This window comes from Moraxella nasicaprae, assembly GCF_025643275.1.
GTDB lineage: Bacteria > Pseudomonadota > Gammaproteobacteria > Pseudomonadales > Moraxellaceae > Moraxella > Moraxella nasicaprae.
Window position 1 is genome coordinate 728,202 of the sequence record NZ_CP089977.1, and the last position, 15,183, is coordinate 743,384.

Consider the following 15,183-nt stretch of genomic DNA (forward strand, 5'->3'; position numbering starts at 1 on the left):
AATTAGCGGCTACGATAAGAAAAGCGATCATCAACACGCAAATCGCTTGGTGGCCAGTTGTCTAAACGCATACCAAGCTCCAAACCTTTCGATGCAAGCACATCTTTGATTTCGGTTAATGATTTCTTACCTAGATTTGGTGTTTTTAAGAGTTCAGTTTCTGAACGCTGTACCAAATCGCCGATGTAATAAATGTTTTCAGCTTTCAAACAGTTTGCCGAACGAACCGTCAATTCAAGATCATCTACTGGACGAAGCAGTATTGGATCAATCTCTTCTTTTTCTTTGATTGGCTCTGGTGTTTCTTCAGCTTCCAAATCCACAAAAATTGCAATTTGTTGTTGCAAGATAGTTGCAGCTTTACGAATTGCCTCTTCTGGGTCGATGGTACCGTTTGTTTCAAGCTCAATGATTAGCTTGTCCAAATCAGTACGCTGCTCAACACGAGCATTCTCAACATCGTACGCCACTCTTAGGATTGGGCTAAAACTTGCGTCAAGTTTTAAACGACCAATGGTTTTAGAGTTAGCATCTTCACGACGCTGATTTGCAGGCTCATAACCACGACCAGTCACCACACGCAAACGCATTTTTAGGTGTCCTCGCTCACTCAGTGTGCCAAGCACCAAATTTGGGTTTGCAATTTCAACATTGTGTGGCAATTCTAGGTCAGCAGCCGTTACTACGCCTGCACCTTTTTTATCCAAAGTCAGATAAGCTTCGGTTTGATCGTGCAGAATGATTGCCAAAGATTTTAGATTCAATAGCAAATCCAACACATCTTCTTGCAGACCTTCCAATGTTGAATACTCATGATCAACACCTTCAATCTCTGCTTCAACAACCGCAGCACCTGACAAAGAAGAAAGTAGAATACGGCGTAGGGCATTACCTAAAGTATGCCCAAAGCCTCTTTCTAACGGCTCGAGCGTGACCTTAGCAGTTGTTTCATTAACCGTATCCACATTGATTGCGTTCGGTGTAAGAAACTCAGTTGCATTTGTCATGGTTCACCTCGATTTAGTTCGGATTATTTAGAATATAGCTCAACAATCAAGTTTTCGTTGATTTCAGCAGGCAATTCGCTACGCTCTGGTGCGGTTTTGAAAGTACCTTGTAGTTTGCTGTGATCAACTTCCAACCATGCTGGAATACCGCGTTGTACTGCCAATTCAACTGCGTTTTTAATACGAAGTTGTTCTTTTGACTTTTCGTGTACAGCAATCACATCACCATCTTGAACTTGGATTGATGGAATGTTTACACGAACAAATTCATCACGACCTGCTTTTTTAAGCAAGATTGCACGGTGGCTAACCAACTGACGTGCTTCTGCACGAGTTGAGCCAAAGCCCATACGATAAACAACGTTATCCAAACGACGCTCCAATGTAACAAGCAAGTTTTCGCCTGTTGCACCTTTTTGACGAGCAGCTTCTTTATAGTAGTTTGAGAATTGACGCTCTAACACACCATACATGCGTTTGACTTTTTGTTTCTCACGAAGCTGTGATGCGTATTCAGAAGTTTTGTTTTGGCTGTTGCCATGCTGACCAGGTACACGACCTGCTTTCTTTGTCTTGACATCAAAAGGTTTTACGCCTGATTTTAATTGCAGGTCAGTACCTTCACGGCGAGACAATTTTAATTTTGGACCAATATAACGGGCCATAAGTCTATCTCCTTAAACGCGGCGCTTCTTCGGTGGGCGGCAGCCGTTGTGTGGAATTGGTGTGACATCGCTGATGCTGTTAATTTTATAACCCAATGCACCTAATGCACGAACCGCAGACTCACGACCTGGTCCTGGACCTTTAACCAAGACATCAAGATTCTTCACACCGTAAGCTTCTTGTGCTGCTTTACCAGCAACTTCAGCAGCAACCTGTGCTGCAAACGGCGTAGACTTGCGTGAACCACGGAAGCCTTGTCCACCAGAAGTGGCCCAAGCCAATGCATTACCTTGACGATCAGTAATCGTTACAATGGTGTTATTAAAAGACGCATGAATATGGGCGATACCTTCAGATACCGAACGACGAGCCACTTTTTTGCGGCTACGAGTGTCTTTTGCCATCTTTTAGCTTCCTAAGTTAGTTACTTTTTAATTGCTTTGCGTGGACCTTTACGGGTACGCGCGTTAGTTTTAGTGCGTTGGCCATTAACAGGCAGACCACGACGGTGACGAAGACCGCGATAGCAACCCAAATCTACCAAACGCTTAATGTTCATTGAAACTTCACGACGAAGGTCACCTTCAACAGTGTAGTTTGCAACTTCTGCACGAACAGCATCCAGTTGTGAATCATCTAACTGACCAATTTTGGTAGTTTCGGCGATACCAACAGTTGCTAAGATTTTCTTAGCAGTGGTACGACCGATACCAAAAATATAAGTTAGCGAAATCACAGCGTGTTTGTTGTCCGGAATGTTTACACCGGCAATACGAGCCATTGATTTCTCTCCATTAGCACAAATGTACAATCATTTGCTAAGTTTAACCACTATCAAAACGATAGTATGGCAAGAAGCGGATAATACATTATCCGCTACCAAATATCAAGTATTAATTTGTAAATATTAACCTTGACGCTGTTTATGACGAGGCTCTGAGCTGCAAATTACTAGAACCTTGCCTTTGCGGCGTACAATTTTGCAGCTACCGCAGATTTTTTTTACAGATGCTTGAACTTTCATGTCATGCTCCTAAAATTCATCAATGAGTTGATGATTTGATTAAAGTCTGATCATGGTATTGATGTGTCATCAAATGGGCTTGAATTTGAGCAATGAAGTCCATCAAGACTACCACCATAATCAATAAAGATGCACCGCTACTAAATGCTGGATTGATGGTCATTGGCAAAACGCAAATGACGGTCATATAAATCGCACCAATAAAAGTCAAACGGTTTAAAACAAAATCCAAATAACGCTTCGTTTGCTGACCTGGACGAATACCTGGGATATAGGCACCGCTACGCTTCAAATTTTCTGCCACTTCATTAGGATTGAACATCAATGCTGTATAAAAATAACAGAAAAAGATAATCATCACGCCAAATAGTAGCAAATACAGAGGTTCGCCTGGATGCAAAACAAGGGATATGTTTTGCAAAATCTCTTGGGTTGTGGTTGGGTTTGCATTACCACTTGTCCACTGACCCAAACTGGCTGGCAACAACAATAAAGAACTGGCAAAAATTGCCGGAATTACACCTGCCATATTCAGTTTTAATGGCAAATGAGATTGTTGTTGTGCATAAATTTTGCGACCTTGTTGTTGTTTTTGAGCATAATTTACTGGCACTTTACGCTGAGCTCGTTCGATATAAACAATGCCTGCAATAACAGCTAACGCCAATACAGCAAACAAGAACATCACAATCAAATTTGTGCCTTGTGATAAAGCTGTGCCAATCATGCCTGGAGCACCAGCAAGAATACTTGCCAAAATAAGAATGGAAATACCATTGCCAATGCCACGCTCAGTGATTTGCTCACCAAGCCACATCAAAAACATTGCACCAGCAACCAGCGAGGTCACTGCTGGAATATAAAACCCCAATCCAGTCGTAACGGTCAATCCCCCAGCCAATAGACCAGTAGACATACCAACCGCTTGAACAAAAGCCAATGCCAATGCACCTTGACGAGTGTATTTACTAAGCTGTCTGCGTCCTGACTCACCTTCTTTTTTGAGAGCTTCTAAAGATGGTACAATCGTAGACATCATCTGCACAACAATAGATGCAGAAATGTAAGGCATAATACCCAATGCCATGATTGACATTCTTTCTAAAGCCCCACCAGAAAATAGGTTAAACATACCCAAAAAGGTATTGCTATTTCTTTGGAAGAAATTCGCCAGTTCAATTGGATTCATTCCTGGTACAGGAATATGAGAACCTAGACGGTAAACAATCAACGCTCCCAATAAAAACAAAAGACGATTCCATAGCTCATCATATTTTTTGATGAAAGCCAAAGGATTCAATGGAATACCTGAAGTCGTTGACTGTTTTGCCATAGATTACTCCTCGACGCTACCACCAGCAGCTTCGATTGCTTGTTTTGCACCTTTGGTAACTTTTACACCTTTGAAAGTCAATGCACGAGTTAATTCGCCTGACAAAATGACACGAGCACGCTTCATATCGCCACGAATGATATTTGCAGCTTTCAAAGTTTCAACACTGACCACATCGCCTTCAATTTTGTTCAATTCAGACAAACGCACTTCTGCTGTTGTCATGGCAATTTTTGAAGTGAAGCCGAATTTTGGTAGGCGACGGTAGATAGGCATTTGACCGCCTTCAAAACCTGCTGGAATGCTAGAACCAGAACGAGAAGTCTGACCCTTGATACCACGACCACCAGTTTTACCAATGCCTGAACCAATACCACGACCACGGCGTAGAGCTTTTTTCTTAGCACCTAATGCTGGAGCTAGTTCGTTTAGTTTAAGACCCATTACGCTTCCTCCACTTTAACCATGTAGATAACACGATTGACCATGCCACGAGTTGATGGAGTATCTTCAACTTCGACAGTATGACCAATACGACGCAGTCCCAAACCTTTTAGACAAGCTTTATGGCTTGCCAAACGATGGGCACTCGATTTTACTTGAGTAACTTTCATTTTTTTCATCGTAACTCACCTATTTCTTAGCCCAAAATTTCTTCAACAGTTTTGCCACGCTTAGCAGCGATTGCTTCTGGTGAAGTCATGTCACGCAAACCTTTAAAAGTTGCTTGTACTACGTTGGCGGCATTGGTTGAACCATAGCACTTTGCCAATACGTTTTGAACACCAGCAACTTCAAGTACTGCACGCATTGCACCACCAGCAATAACACCTGTACCTTCAGAAGCAGGTTGCATATAAACTTTTGAGGCACCATGACGAGCATTGATTGGGTGTTGTAGGGTGTGACCTGCAAGCTCAACAGTAATCATATTGCGTTTAGCAGCTTCAAGAGCCTTTTGGATAGCAGCAGGCACTTCACGAGCTTTGCCACGACCAAAGCCAACACGGCCATTGCCATCGCCCACAACAGTCAATGCTGTGAAAGAGAAAATACGACCACCTTTGACCACTTTTGCAACACGATCAACAGCAACCAAGCGTTCTACCAAACCGTCTGTTTGTTCTACTTTTGCCATGATTAAAACTCCAATCCGTTCTCACGAGCAGCATCAGCAAGTGCTTTTACGCGGCCATGATATTTAAAACCACTACGATCAAATGCAACTTTTGTAATACCAGCTGCTTTTGCACGCTCAGCAATCAAAGCACCAACAGCTTTGGCTGCTTCAATATTACCAGTAGCACCAGCACGCAAAGAAGCGTCCAAAGTAGAAGCTTGTGCCAATACTTGACCACCTGTTGCAGAGATGATTTGAGCATAGATATGGCGTGGAGTACGGTTTACAGTCAAACGAACGGCACCCAACTGACGGATATGCGCACGAGTCTTTTTTGCACGACGCAGACGAGCTGTTTTCTTATCAAACATTTTTACCCACCCTTACTTTTTCTTAGCTTCTTTACGAAGAACAACTTCATCGCTATAACGAACACCTTTACCTTTATAAGGCTCTGGTGGACGGAAGCTACGAATTTTTGCAGCAGCTTGACCAAGTTTTTGCTTATCGCTTGATTTCAAAACGATTTCAGTTTGGCTTGGGCTTTCTGCACTAACACCTTCTGGAAGAGTGTATTCGATTGGGTGAGAGAAACCAAGGCTTAGATTTACTTTGTTGCCAGCAACTTGAGCACGGTAACCAACACCGATTAGTTGTAGACGACGCTCAAAGCCTTCGCTAACACCTTTAACCATGTTGTTAATCAATGCACGCACAGTACCAGTGTGCATCCACGCTTCTTTTGTATCTTTAGCAGGAGAAAGTGTTACCACACCATCTGCTTGATTTAGCTCGACCAATTCATGCAGGTTTAAAGACAAAGAACCGTTTTTGCCTTTAACTTCTACCTGCCGATCGTTCAAAGTAACACTAGTACCAGCTGGTAGTGTTACTGGGGCTTTAGCCACACGAGACATAGAAATTTTCCTTTCAATGAAAAACAAACTATCTAAAATTTAGATAGCAATAAAAAACTAACAGGCATTTAGCCTGCTAGTTTAACATATTTAAGAGACAGTGTAAACCGCTATCTTAAATTTTCTTGGAACGATGCGATTAAGCAACCAATGCAATCACTTCGCCACCAATGCCTGCCGCACGAGCAGCACGATCGCTCATGATACCCTTGCTGGTAGAGATGATTGCAACACCCAAGCCTTTTTTCACGCTTGGAAGTTCATCTTTACCACGATATTGGCGTAGACCTGGACGGCTGTAACGCTTCAATTGCTCAATAACGCCTTTGCCTTGATAGTATTTTAGTTCTACAGTTAGAACTTTTTTACCATTTTCGATGTCGCTTACTTCTGCAGAAGCTAGATAGCCTTCAGCAACCAACAAATCAGCGATTGATTTGCGTAGCTTAGAAGCTGGCATCGTAACAGATGGCTTATTTCTTGATTGTGCGTTGCGAATGCGAGTTAGCATATCTGCAACTGGATCTTGCATACTCATAGCTCAACTCCTTACCAGCTTGCTTTGCGAACGCCAGGCACATCGCCTTGCATTACATATAGACGCAACATATTGCGAGATAGACCGAACTTACGGAAATAACCGTGCGGACGACCAGTCACGCCACAGCGATTGCGTAGACGAACAGGAGAAGCGTTGCGTGGCAATGCCTGCAATGCCAACATCGCATCTAGACGCTCTTCTTCGCTTGCGTTTACATCACTGATGATAGCTTTTAGCTTAGCACGCTTTTCGGCATACTTAGCCACTGTTTTTTCGCGTTTTAGTTCGCGATTAATCATGCTTTTCTTAGCCATATCGTTTTAACCTTATCTGAATGGGAAGCCAAATGCTTTTAGCAATGCACGACCTTGATCATCGTCTGCCGCAGTCGTTGTGATGGTGATATCCAAGCCACGAATACGATCAATCTTATCAAAGTCAACTTCAGGGAAAACGATTTGCTCTTTGATACCTAGTGAGTAGTTACCACGACCATCAAAAGCTTTTGCTGAAAAACCACGGAAGTCACGAATACGAGGAATTGCAATGGCAATTAGACGATCTAGGAATTCGTACATCTGTTCGCCACGCAAAGTAACTTTACAGCCAATCGGCCATTCTTCACGAATCTTAAAGCCTGCAACTGACTTGCGAGCTTTGGTTACAACAGGTTTTTGACCTGCAATAGCGGTCATATCCGCCAAAGCACCTTCAAGTAATTTTTTATCTTGTGCTGCACCACCAACACCCATGTTTAGAGTGATTTTGGTAATTTTTGGCACTTGCATGACATTTTCTAAGCCCAGCTCTTCTTTGATTTGCTGTTTTAGCTTGTCATTGTATAAAGATTTTAATCTTGCCATTACGATATACCCTTAGTCTCTTATGCAGTCGCCACTACTTCACCAGTAGAACGGTAGATGCGCTCTTTTTTGCCATCTGCGTTTACTTGGTAAGCAACACGATCTGCTTTTTGGGTTGCTGCATTAAAGATTGCAACATTTGAAATATGTAGAAAAGCTTCTTGTTTAACGATACCACCCTCTTTGCCCAACATAGCGTTAGGTTTTTGGTGTTTGGTAACAATGTTAATACCTTCAACTTTTACACGGTCTGCTTTAACCGCCAAAATTGTGCCTTGCTTGCCTTTGTCTTTGCCTGCAATCACAACCACGGTGTCGCCTTTGCGTAACTTTGCCATAAGATTTCTCTCAAATAATTACAATACTTCGGGAGCTAGGGAAACAATTTTCATAAATTGTTCGCCACGCAACTCACGAGTTACCGGTCCAAAAATACGAGTTGCAATCGGTGCTTTGTTGTTGTTAAGCAACACAGCAGCATTGTCATCAAAACGCAATACAGAACCGTCTGGACGGCGTACGCCTTTTTTGGTACGTACGACCACAGCATTCATCACGTCGCCTTTCTTAACACGGCCACGGGGAATTGCTTCTTTTACCGTTACCTTGATAATATCGCCAACTGATGCATAACGACGATGCGAGCCACCCAGCACTTTGATACACTGAACGCGTCTTGCACCACTGTTATCTGCAACTTCCAGCATTGTTTCAGTCTGAATCATCGCATTACTCCATATAATAAAGCAATAAAAGCCATTTGCCGCCTAAAATCGGCAGATGAACATCTAAAAGATGTACATTATACTAGCAAATGGCTTCTAATGCAAATAGCTTAAATTTTTACCGCAGCTTCAACCACATCTACCAAAGCCCAAGTTTTGGTCTTTGAGAATGGACGGGTTTCTTTGATGCGTACGATATCGCCTTCTTGACAAACATTATTCTCGTCATGAGCTTTTAGTTTGGTAGAACGACGAACTTGTTTACCATACATTGGGTGACGAATTTGGCGTTCCACCAGCACAACGATAGACTTGTCCATCTTGTTGCTGACTACTTTGCCAGTTACCACGCCAACTTCTTGAGTTTGGGTGTTCTCGCTCATGCGTCACCTCTTTGTTTTTCGTTAATCAGAGTCAAAATCTTAGCAATCGTACGACGATTGGCTTTGATTTCATGAGTATTAGCTAGCTGACCCGTGGCTTTTGCCATACGCAGACGAAATGCATCAAGTTGCTTTTCGTCAAGCAATTGAGCCAACTCTTCTACTGATTTTTCGCGTAATTCGTTGGTTTTCATTACATAATCGTCCGTTTAACAATGGTGGTCTTAAATGGTAGCTTGGCTGCCGCTAGCGTTAATGCTTCACGAGCTAGCTCTTCGCTAACACCTTGGATTTCATACAGCATTTTGCCTGGCTTGATTTCGGCTACCCAGTACTCAACAGGACCTTTACCTTTACCCATACGAACTTCCAATGGTTTTTCGGTAATTGGTTTGTCTGGGAATACACGAATCCAGATTTTACCGCCACGCTTAATGCGACGAGTAATGGTACGACGAGCAGCTTCGATTTGACGAGCAGTCATACGACCACGACCAGTTGATTTTAGACCGATTTCGCCAAAAGCAACTGTGTTACCACGCTGGGCAAGACCTGTGTTACGCCCTTTGTGCATTTTGCGAAACTTCGTTCTTTTTGGTTGTAACATAGCTTAACCTCTGTCTGTGTTGCGGCGGTTTGTACGGCCACGGCGTTTTGGTGCACGAGCTTTATCTTCAACAACTGGGTTGTAAGCACTGTTCATGCCATCAAGGATTTCGCCACGGAAAATCCAAACTTTCACACCGATAGTACCATAAGTGGTTTCTGCACGCACTGATGCATAATCAATGTCAGCACGAAGAGTATGTAGAGGTACACGACCTTCACGATACCATTCTGTACGAGCAATCTCAGCACCACCTAAACGACCTGATAGTTCTACTTTGATACCTTGTGCACCTGAACGCATACTGTTTTGAACAGCACGCTTCATCGCACGACGGAACATCACACGACGCTCAAGTTGGCTAGAAATACCTTCTGCAACCAGACGAGCATCTAGGTCAGGAGAAGCGATTTCTTGAATGTTTACTTGAGCTGGAACACCCATCAATTTGGTAAGTTCTTTTTGTAGGCTTTCGATATCTTCGCCTTTTTTACCAATGATGATGCCAGGACGAGCACTATGAATAGTGATTTTGGCTGCACCAGTAGGGCGTTCAATATTGATATGGCTAACCATCGCACCTTCTAGCTTCTTGCGAAGGAATGCACGAACTTGGAAGTCATTCAATAGATATTCAGAGTATTGCTTTGGATTGGCATACCAATTTGCATTGTGCTTTTTGATAACACCTAAGCGGATACCAATTGGATGTACTTTTTGACCCATGATTATTCCCCTACTTTAACAGTGATATGGCAAGTGCGTTTGCTGATACGGTCAGCACGACCCTTGGCACGGGGCATAATACGCTTCAAAGTAATACCTTCATCAACATAAATGGTAGAGACACGCAATTTATCGATGTCAAGACCGTTGTTATGCTCAGCGTTAGCAATCGCTGATTGTAGGCATTTCTTAACCAGTTTAGCACCTTTTTTGTTGCTAAAAGTTAGAATGTCCAAAGCACGCTCGATTGACTTACCACGAACTTCGTCCGCAACCAATCTCACTTTTTGTGCCGAAATGGCGGCACCACGCAATTTTGCAGTTACTTCCATGGTAGCACCTTATCTCTTAGACTTCTTATCAACGCCATGACCACGATATGAACGAGTCGGGGCGAATTCACCTAGTTTGTGACCAACCATTTGTTCATTCACAATCACAGGTACATGAGTACGACCATTGTGAACAGAGATGGTTAGACCTACCATTTGTGGTAGAATCATCGAGCGACGAGACCAAGTTTTGATCGGTTTGCGGCTGTTGCTTTCTAGAGCATCTTCAACCTTGGCAAACAAATGCGCATCGATAAATGGACCTTTTTTCAATGAACGAGGCATGAAATTTATTCCTTATTTCTTGGCACGACGGCGACGGATGATCATACTGTCAGTACGCTTATTAGAACGAGTCTTAAGACCCTTAGCTTTCTGACCCCATGGGCTGGTTGGGTGTTTACCGAAGTTACGGCCTTCACCACCACCGTGTGGGTGGTCAATCGGGTTCATCGCAGTACCACGAACGGTAGGACGAACACCACGCCAGCGTGCTGCACCTGCTTTACCAAGTGATTTTAGGTTGTTTTCAGTATTTGATACTTCACCGATAACCGCACGGCAATTTGCGTGGATACGGCGAGTTTCACCTGAACGCAAGCGAACGATGACATAAGCACCATCACGACCTAACAATTGAACCGCTGCACCAGCTGAACGAGCAATTTGAGCACCTTTGCCGATTTTTAGTTCAATGTTGTGAATCACTGTACCAACAGGGATATTTTTTAGTGGCAAGCAGTTACCTGGACGGATTGGAGCTGCTTCACCTGATTGTACTTGGTCGCCAACGCTCAATTTCTTAGGAGCGATGATGTAGCGACGCTCACCATCAGCATACTTCAATAGTGCGATGTGTGCAGTACGGTTTGGATCGTATTCAATACGCTCAACAACTGCTGGGATACCGTCTTTGTTGCGTTTGAAGTCAATTAGACGATAGTGTTGCTTGTGACCACCACCGATGTGACGGGTAGTGATACGGCCATTGTTGTTACGACCACCAGTTTTTGCTTTTGATTCAACAAGCGGTGCATAAGGACGACCTTTATAAAGGTGTGGATGCACTACTTTTTCAACAAAGCGGCGACCTGGTGATGTAGGTTTTGCTTTTACGATAGGCATTTTTTTAATCCTTATTCGTTAGTCGCTGTTTCGCTAGTGTCTTCACCAGCACCGATTTGTACGTCTGAACCAGCTTTTAGAGTAACATACGCTTTTTTGATGTCATTGCGTTTACCAACAACACGACCAAAGCGTCTGGTTTTGCCTTTGATGTTCAGTGTGTTTACTTTTACAACTTCAACACCTTCGAACATTAGTTCAACCGCTTGTTTGATTTCACGCTTGGTAGCATTGGTATCAACTTTGAAAACCTGAACACCAAGTGAATCGCCCAGTCTTTGAGATTTTTCTGAAAATACAGGTGCTTTTAGTACCTGATATAGTCTTGCGTTGCTCATGCAAGTGTCTCCTCAAATTGTTTTGCGGCTTCAACAGACATGATAACTTTGTCAAAAGAAACCAAGCTTACTGGATCAACTTCACGAGTACCCAATACATTCACATATGGGATATTGCGTGCAGCCAAGTACAAGTTCTCGTCAACTTCGTTAGTCACGATCAATGCACGAGGGGCGTTCAATTCAGCCAACTTAGCGATAAGCTCTTTGGTTTTTGGTGCAGAAACAGAAATTTCATCAACCAAAATCAAACGATCTTGACGCACAAGCTCAGCTAGAATGCATTGCATTGCACCACGATACATCTTACGGTTTACTTTTTGTGACCAATCTTGTGGCTTAGCAGCGAATGCACGACCACCACCAACCCAAATTGGGCTACGAATTGAGCCAGCACGAGCACGACCTGTGCCTTTTTGACGCCATGGTTTTTTACCACCGCCAGACACTTCGCCACGAGTTTTTTGAGCGCGAGTACCTTGACGAGCACCAGCTAGGTATGCAGTTACGACTTGGTGTACCAAGGCTTCATTGAACTCACGACCAAAAGTGATCTCAGATAGTTCAACCGCCGCACCTGTAACAGTTTTTAAATTCACGTTAATCCCCTTTACTAGGCTTTCACTGACGGACGGACGATAACATCGCCACCATTAGCACCTGGAAGTGCACCTTTGATGACCAGTACGCCTTTTTCAGCATCAACAGACACAATTTCCAAGCCTTGAACAGTAACTTGTTTGTTACCCATTTGACCTGGCATTTTTTTGCCTTTGAATACACGACCTGGGGTTTGGTTTTGACCAGTAGAACCAAGCACACGGTGAGAAACAGAGTTACCGTGAGTTGCGTCTTGAGTGCGGAAGTTATGACGCTTCACACCACCTTGGAAACCTTTACCCTTTGATTGACCAGTAACATCAACCAATTGACCCACTTCAAATAGGTCAGCTAGGATAGTACCGCCAAGTTCACGACCTTCTAGATCGCTTGCTTCTGCGCGGAATTCCCAAACACCACGACCAGCGGCTACGCCAGCTTTTGCGAAGTGTCCTTTTTGTGCAGCAGTCACACGGCTGTCACGACGCTCACCTGTGGTGATTTGAATCGCATTATAGCCGTCGGTGTCTACTGTTTTGATTTGCGAGATGCGGTTGGCATCAACCTCAACTACTGTTACAGGGATAGAAACACCTGCCTCAGTAAAGACTCGGGTCATGCCGCATTTTTTACCGACTAAACCAATCGCCATTTTAGACCTCTTTATATTAATAGTTTAATAGTTAAACCAGACTTATGTTCATTAGCCTAACGCGATTTGAACATCTACACCAGCAGCTAGATCTAGCTTCATCAGTGCATCAACAGTTTTATCAGTTGGTTGCACGATGTCGATCATACGCTTATGGGTGCGAATTTCGTACTGGTCACGAGCGTCTTTGTTGACGTGTGGTGATGTCAATACGTTGAACCGCTCAATACGAGTCGGCAACGGAACAGGGCCGCAAACTTGTGCACCTGTACGCTTTGCAGTATCGACAATCTCTTGTGCCGACTGATCGATCAAACGATGGTCGAAAGATTTTAGTCGGATACGGATTCTCTGGTTAGCCATGCCAACAAGCTCCTAATTAAGTGCTTTATAAAACTTTCATCTGATAAGTCGATGTCAGTTTACCATTCTTAAATTTTTGCCTTTTAAAAAGCAAAATAATCCAATCCCTACCAACCATAGACAAAAGTCAGGTAGCAGGGGTGTCTTGTTCATAGTGCCAAAAACGATGCTTCGGCTGTGGCGTTGTCTTACTACTTCTTATTACTTGAACAATGGTTCATTTTGCGAAGTAAACTTTTTTCGTTTTACAAAAGCAAAGTGCAACGCTATACAAAAAATGATGGGCATATAGTAACACTCTTTCCCCATATTTGCAAGTGCTTATTTGGATTATTTTTGGTTTTTTGCAAATTTTTACACGCCATATTAGCTTGGCTGCACAGCAAATTGATTGGGGCGATATTGATTATTTTTTCTAAATTCAATCTGTTTATTGATTGAATTTTTTAGGTCATCAAATACCATCTTTAAATCAGATGACAACCATGGTAACACGCTTTCATGAACCATCACCACAAATCCTGATGTCTTAGGGTGCTGTCGATGCAGTCGCAAAATCTCTCGCATTATTTCAAAACCCAATGTATGCGGGCTTTTTTGCCAGCCCATACCTTGACACGCCTTGCACGGCTGGCATAATTGTTTTAATAATGATTTTGTACTGCGTTCACGAGTCAGTACCACCAAATCAGGTCGCTTGACCTGAGTTATCTGAGTCTTAGCACTATCTGACGATAATGCCTGCTGCAATCTTTGATATAGATTTGTCCGATGCTCTTGCTCTTTCATGTCAATAAAATCAATCACAATAATGCCGCCTAAATTTCGCAAAATCAACTGGCTGGCAATGGCATCAACTGCTTCAAGATTGGTCTGATAAATCAACTGGCTGGGCGATGAATGACCCACAAATGACCCTGTATTCACATCAATACTGACCATCGCTTCGGTTTCTTCAATCACCAAATAACCGCCCGATTTTAGTGATACTTGGCGACTTAAAGCGTTTTGTATTGCCTGCTCCACCTGATGAGCGATAAAAATTGGCACATCATCGGTATGATGCACAATACTGTGGGATAAATCAGGAGCAAGGTATTGACAAGCCTCCGATAGACGATGATACAGCTGACCATCATCGACAATGATGGTTTGGGTCTTTGCCCCAACAAACTCAGCGATGATTCGCACCGATAAAGGCTTTTGGTAAAGCAATGCTGTTTTTTGATGAGCCAGCTTAGCAGCGGTAAGATTGGCTGTTAGTTGTTGCTGACATTGTCCAAGATAGCCCAGATGACCTTGCAAATCATCATCACTGGCATCATTAGCCAATGTTCTTGCCATCAAGCCGCCTTGCATCTGCTCTTGTGTAAGCCAATCGCTCAATGATGCTTGCAGATGTTGTCGTCTATGCTTATCACGAATTTTGTGTGAGACTTTGACTTGGCATACATCATCAGGTCGATAGACCAATAGATGTGTTGAGATGGCAAGATTGGCAGTCAAGCGTACACCCTTCTCTCCCAGCTCGTCCCGCACCACTTGCACCAGCACCTGCTCGCCTTGACGCAAACGATGCTCAATCAAAGGGTTGTTTGTGACTGGCACGCCATTAAGCTGGCTAAGTGTTTTTGTGGAGACTGGCAAATCATCGGCGTGCAAAAATCCCATTTTTTCTCGCCCAATATCCACAAAAGCCGCTTGCATCGCTGGCAAAACTCGCACCACCGTACCCAGATAGATGTCATCAACCAAACTTCGTTGGCAAGCATGCTCCACTGACAATCGGCTGACCACACCATCGGTCAATACCGCAAGGCGGCATTCATCTGCTGATTGGTTGATAATGATTTGTTGCATC

28 protein-coding genes are annotated in these 15,183 nt (G+C 43.4%); all 28 read right to left on the reverse strand.

Features of this window, described 5'->3' with window-relative positions:
• Nucleotides 1–2: 2 nt before the first annotated feature.
• Entirely contained in the window at nucleotides 3–1,007 is a 1,005-nt protein-coding gene (locus tag LU297_RS03380) for a DNA-directed RNA polymerase subunit alpha (RefSeq protein WP_263077014.1), read from the reverse strand.
• Nucleotides 1,008–1,030: 23 nt separating this feature from the next.
• Nucleotides 1,031–1,672 (reverse strand): 30S ribosomal protein S4, encoded by a 642-nt coding sequence (rpsD, locus tag LU297_RS03385; RefSeq protein WP_263077015.1) that lies wholly within the window; start codon nucleotides 1,670–1,672, stop codon nucleotides 1,031–1,033.
• A gap of 12 nt (nucleotides 1,673–1,684) precedes the next feature.
• Nucleotides 1,685–2,077, reverse strand: a complete 393-nt coding sequence (gene rpsK, locus LU297_RS03390) for a 30S ribosomal protein S11 (RefSeq protein ID WP_263077016.1) — start codon at nucleotides 2,075–2,077, stop codon at nucleotides 1,685–1,687.
• 20 nt (nucleotides 2,078–2,097) lie between these two features.
• Nucleotides 2,098–2,454: a 30S ribosomal protein S13 gene (gene rpsM / locus LU297_RS03395; protein ID WP_263077017.1), complete on the reverse strand. Its 357-nt coding sequence runs from the start codon at nucleotides 2,452–2,454 to the stop codon at nucleotides 2,098–2,100.
• A gap of 126 nt (nucleotides 2,455–2,580) precedes the next feature.
• The gene (gene rpmJ, locus LU297_RS03400) at nucleotides 2,581–2,697 is read right to left on the reverse strand and encodes a 50S ribosomal protein L36 (protein ID WP_036364264.1); all 117 of its coding nucleotides are present in this window, start codon (nucleotides 2,695–2,697) and stop codon (nucleotides 2,581–2,583) included.
• 19 nt (nucleotides 2,698–2,716) lie between these two features.
• On the reverse strand, nucleotides 2,717–4,030 hold the full coding sequence (gene secY, locus LU297_RS03405) for a preprotein translocase subunit SecY (protein ID WP_263077018.1): 1,314 nt from the start codon (nucleotides 4,028–4,030) through the stop codon (nucleotides 2,717–2,719).
• A gap of 3 nt (nucleotides 4,031–4,033) precedes the next feature.
• Entirely contained in the window at nucleotides 4,034–4,474 is a 441-nt protein-coding gene (gene rplO, locus LU297_RS03410) for a 50S ribosomal protein L15 (RefSeq protein ID WP_263077019.1), read from the reverse strand.
• The gene (gene rpmD, locus LU297_RS03415) at nucleotides 4,474–4,653 is read right to left on the reverse strand and encodes a 50S ribosomal protein L30 (protein WP_049236829.1); all 180 of its coding nucleotides are present in this window, start codon (nucleotides 4,651–4,653) and stop codon (nucleotides 4,474–4,476) included. Before rpmD ends, rplO begins: the two co-directional genes overlap by 1 nt.
• A 17-nt stretch (nucleotides 4,654–4,670) precedes the next feature.
• Nucleotides 4,671–5,168 carry a 30S ribosomal protein S5 gene (rpsE, locus tag LU297_RS03420; protein WP_263077021.1) on the reverse strand — a complete coding sequence of 166 codons (498 nt, stop codon included), beginning with the start codon at nucleotides 5,166–5,168 and terminating at the stop codon, nucleotides 4,671–4,673.
• Nucleotides 5,169–5,170: 2 nt separating this feature from the next.
• Nucleotides 5,171–5,521, reverse strand: a complete 351-nt coding sequence (gene rplR / locus LU297_RS03425; protein WP_263077022.1) for a 50S ribosomal protein L18 — start codon at nucleotides 5,519–5,521, stop codon at nucleotides 5,171–5,173.
• A gap of 12 nt (nucleotides 5,522–5,533) precedes the next feature.
• Nucleotides 5,534–6,067 carry a 50S ribosomal protein L6 gene (gene rplF / locus LU297_RS03430; protein ID WP_263077023.1) on the reverse strand — a complete coding sequence of 178 codons (534 nt, stop codon included), beginning with the start codon at nucleotides 6,065–6,067 and terminating at the stop codon, nucleotides 5,534–5,536.
• A gap of 139 nt (nucleotides 6,068–6,206) precedes the next feature.
• Complete coding sequence (rpsH, locus tag LU297_RS03435) at nucleotides 6,207–6,605, reverse strand: 30S ribosomal protein S8 (protein ID WP_263077024.1); 399 nt, start codon at nucleotides 6,603–6,605, stop codon at nucleotides 6,207–6,209.
• 11 nt (nucleotides 6,606–6,616) lie between these two features.
• Nucleotides 6,617–6,922 carry a 30S ribosomal protein S14 gene (gene rpsN / locus LU297_RS03440; protein WP_078254902.1) on the reverse strand — a complete coding sequence of 102 codons (306 nt, stop codon included), beginning with the start codon at nucleotides 6,920–6,922 and terminating at the stop codon, nucleotides 6,617–6,619.
• A gap of 12 nt (nucleotides 6,923–6,934) precedes the next feature.
• Nucleotides 6,935–7,471: a 50S ribosomal protein L5 gene (gene rplE / locus LU297_RS03445; RefSeq protein WP_263077025.1), complete on the reverse strand. Its 537-nt coding sequence runs from the start codon at nucleotides 7,469–7,471 to the stop codon at nucleotides 6,935–6,937.
• Between the two features lie 20 nt (nucleotides 7,472–7,491).
• A complete protein-coding gene (gene rplX / locus LU297_RS03450; protein WP_263077026.1) occupies nucleotides 7,492–7,809 on the reverse strand; it encodes a 50S ribosomal protein L24 in 318 nt (105 codons plus the stop codon).
• An 18-nt stretch (nucleotides 7,810–7,827) separates the two neighbouring features.
• Nucleotides 7,828–8,196 (reverse strand): 50S ribosomal protein L14, encoded by a 369-nt coding sequence (gene rplN, locus LU297_RS03455; RefSeq protein WP_049236821.1) that lies wholly within the window; start codon nucleotides 8,194–8,196, stop codon nucleotides 7,828–7,830.
• A 110-nt stretch (nucleotides 8,197–8,306) separates the two neighbouring features.
• Nucleotides 8,307–8,579 (reverse strand): 30S ribosomal protein S17, encoded by a 273-nt coding sequence (rpsQ, locus tag LU297_RS03460; protein ID WP_263077027.1) that lies wholly within the window; start codon nucleotides 8,577–8,579, stop codon nucleotides 8,307–8,309.
• The gene (gene rpmC / locus LU297_RS03465; protein ID WP_263077029.1) at nucleotides 8,576–8,773 is read right to left on the reverse strand and encodes a 50S ribosomal protein L29; all 198 of its coding nucleotides are present in this window, start codon (nucleotides 8,771–8,773) and stop codon (nucleotides 8,576–8,578) included. Before rpmC ends, rpsQ begins: the two co-directional genes overlap by 4 nt.
• On the reverse strand, nucleotides 8,773–9,186 hold the full coding sequence (gene rplP, locus LU297_RS03470; RefSeq protein WP_263077030.1) for a 50S ribosomal protein L16: 414 nt from the start codon (nucleotides 9,184–9,186) through the stop codon (nucleotides 8,773–8,775). The genes rpmC and rplP overlap by 1 nt, the downstream gene beginning before the upstream one ends.
• Nucleotides 9,187–9,189: 3 nt before the next feature.
• On the reverse strand, nucleotides 9,190–9,912 hold the full coding sequence (gene rpsC, locus LU297_RS03475) for a 30S ribosomal protein S3 (protein WP_263077031.1): 723 nt from the start codon (nucleotides 9,910–9,912) through the stop codon (nucleotides 9,190–9,192).
• A 2-nt stretch (nucleotides 9,913–9,914) separates the two neighbouring features.
• On the reverse strand, nucleotides 9,915–10,244 hold the full coding sequence (gene rplV / locus LU297_RS03480; RefSeq protein WP_263077032.1) for a 50S ribosomal protein L22: 330 nt from the start codon (nucleotides 10,242–10,244) through the stop codon (nucleotides 9,915–9,917).
• Nucleotides 10,245–10,253: 9 nt separating this feature from the next.
• Nucleotides 10,254–10,529, reverse strand: coding sequence for a 30S ribosomal protein S19 (gene rpsS, locus LU297_RS03485; RefSeq protein ID WP_263077034.1), 276 nt, complete (start codon nucleotides 10,527–10,529; stop codon nucleotides 10,254–10,256).
• Between the two features lie 12 nt (nucleotides 10,530–10,541).
• Nucleotides 10,542–11,369 (reverse strand): 50S ribosomal protein L2, encoded by an 828-nt coding sequence (rplB, locus tag LU297_RS03490; protein WP_049236813.1) that lies wholly within the window; start codon nucleotides 11,367–11,369, stop codon nucleotides 10,542–10,544.
• A gap of 11 nt (nucleotides 11,370–11,380) precedes the next feature.
• Entirely contained in the window at nucleotides 11,381–11,707 is a 327-nt protein-coding gene (rplW, locus tag LU297_RS03495) for a 50S ribosomal protein L23 (RefSeq protein ID WP_263077036.1), read from the reverse strand.
• On the reverse strand, nucleotides 11,704–12,306 hold the full coding sequence (gene rplD, locus LU297_RS03500; protein ID WP_263077038.1) for a 50S ribosomal protein L4: 603 nt from the start codon (nucleotides 12,304–12,306) through the stop codon (nucleotides 11,704–11,706). The genes rplW and rplD overlap by 4 nt, the downstream gene beginning before the upstream one ends.
• A 14-nt stretch (nucleotides 12,307–12,320) precedes the next feature.
• Nucleotides 12,321–12,959 carry a 50S ribosomal protein L3 gene (gene rplC, locus LU297_RS03505; protein ID WP_263077039.1) on the reverse strand — a complete coding sequence of 213 codons (639 nt, stop codon included), beginning with the start codon at nucleotides 12,957–12,959 and terminating at the stop codon, nucleotides 12,321–12,323.
• A gap of 51 nt (nucleotides 12,960–13,010) precedes the next feature.
• Complete coding sequence (gene rpsJ / locus LU297_RS03510; RefSeq protein ID WP_003656991.1) at nucleotides 13,011–13,322, reverse strand: 30S ribosomal protein S10; 312 nt, start codon at nucleotides 13,320–13,322, stop codon at nucleotides 13,011–13,013.
• Nucleotides 13,323–13,688: 366 nt separating this feature from the next.
• Entirely contained in the window at nucleotides 13,689–15,182 is a 1,494-nt protein-coding gene (locus LU297_RS03515; protein WP_263077040.1) for an Rne/Rng family ribonuclease, read from the reverse strand.
• Nucleotide 15,183: the final 1 nt, after the last annotated feature.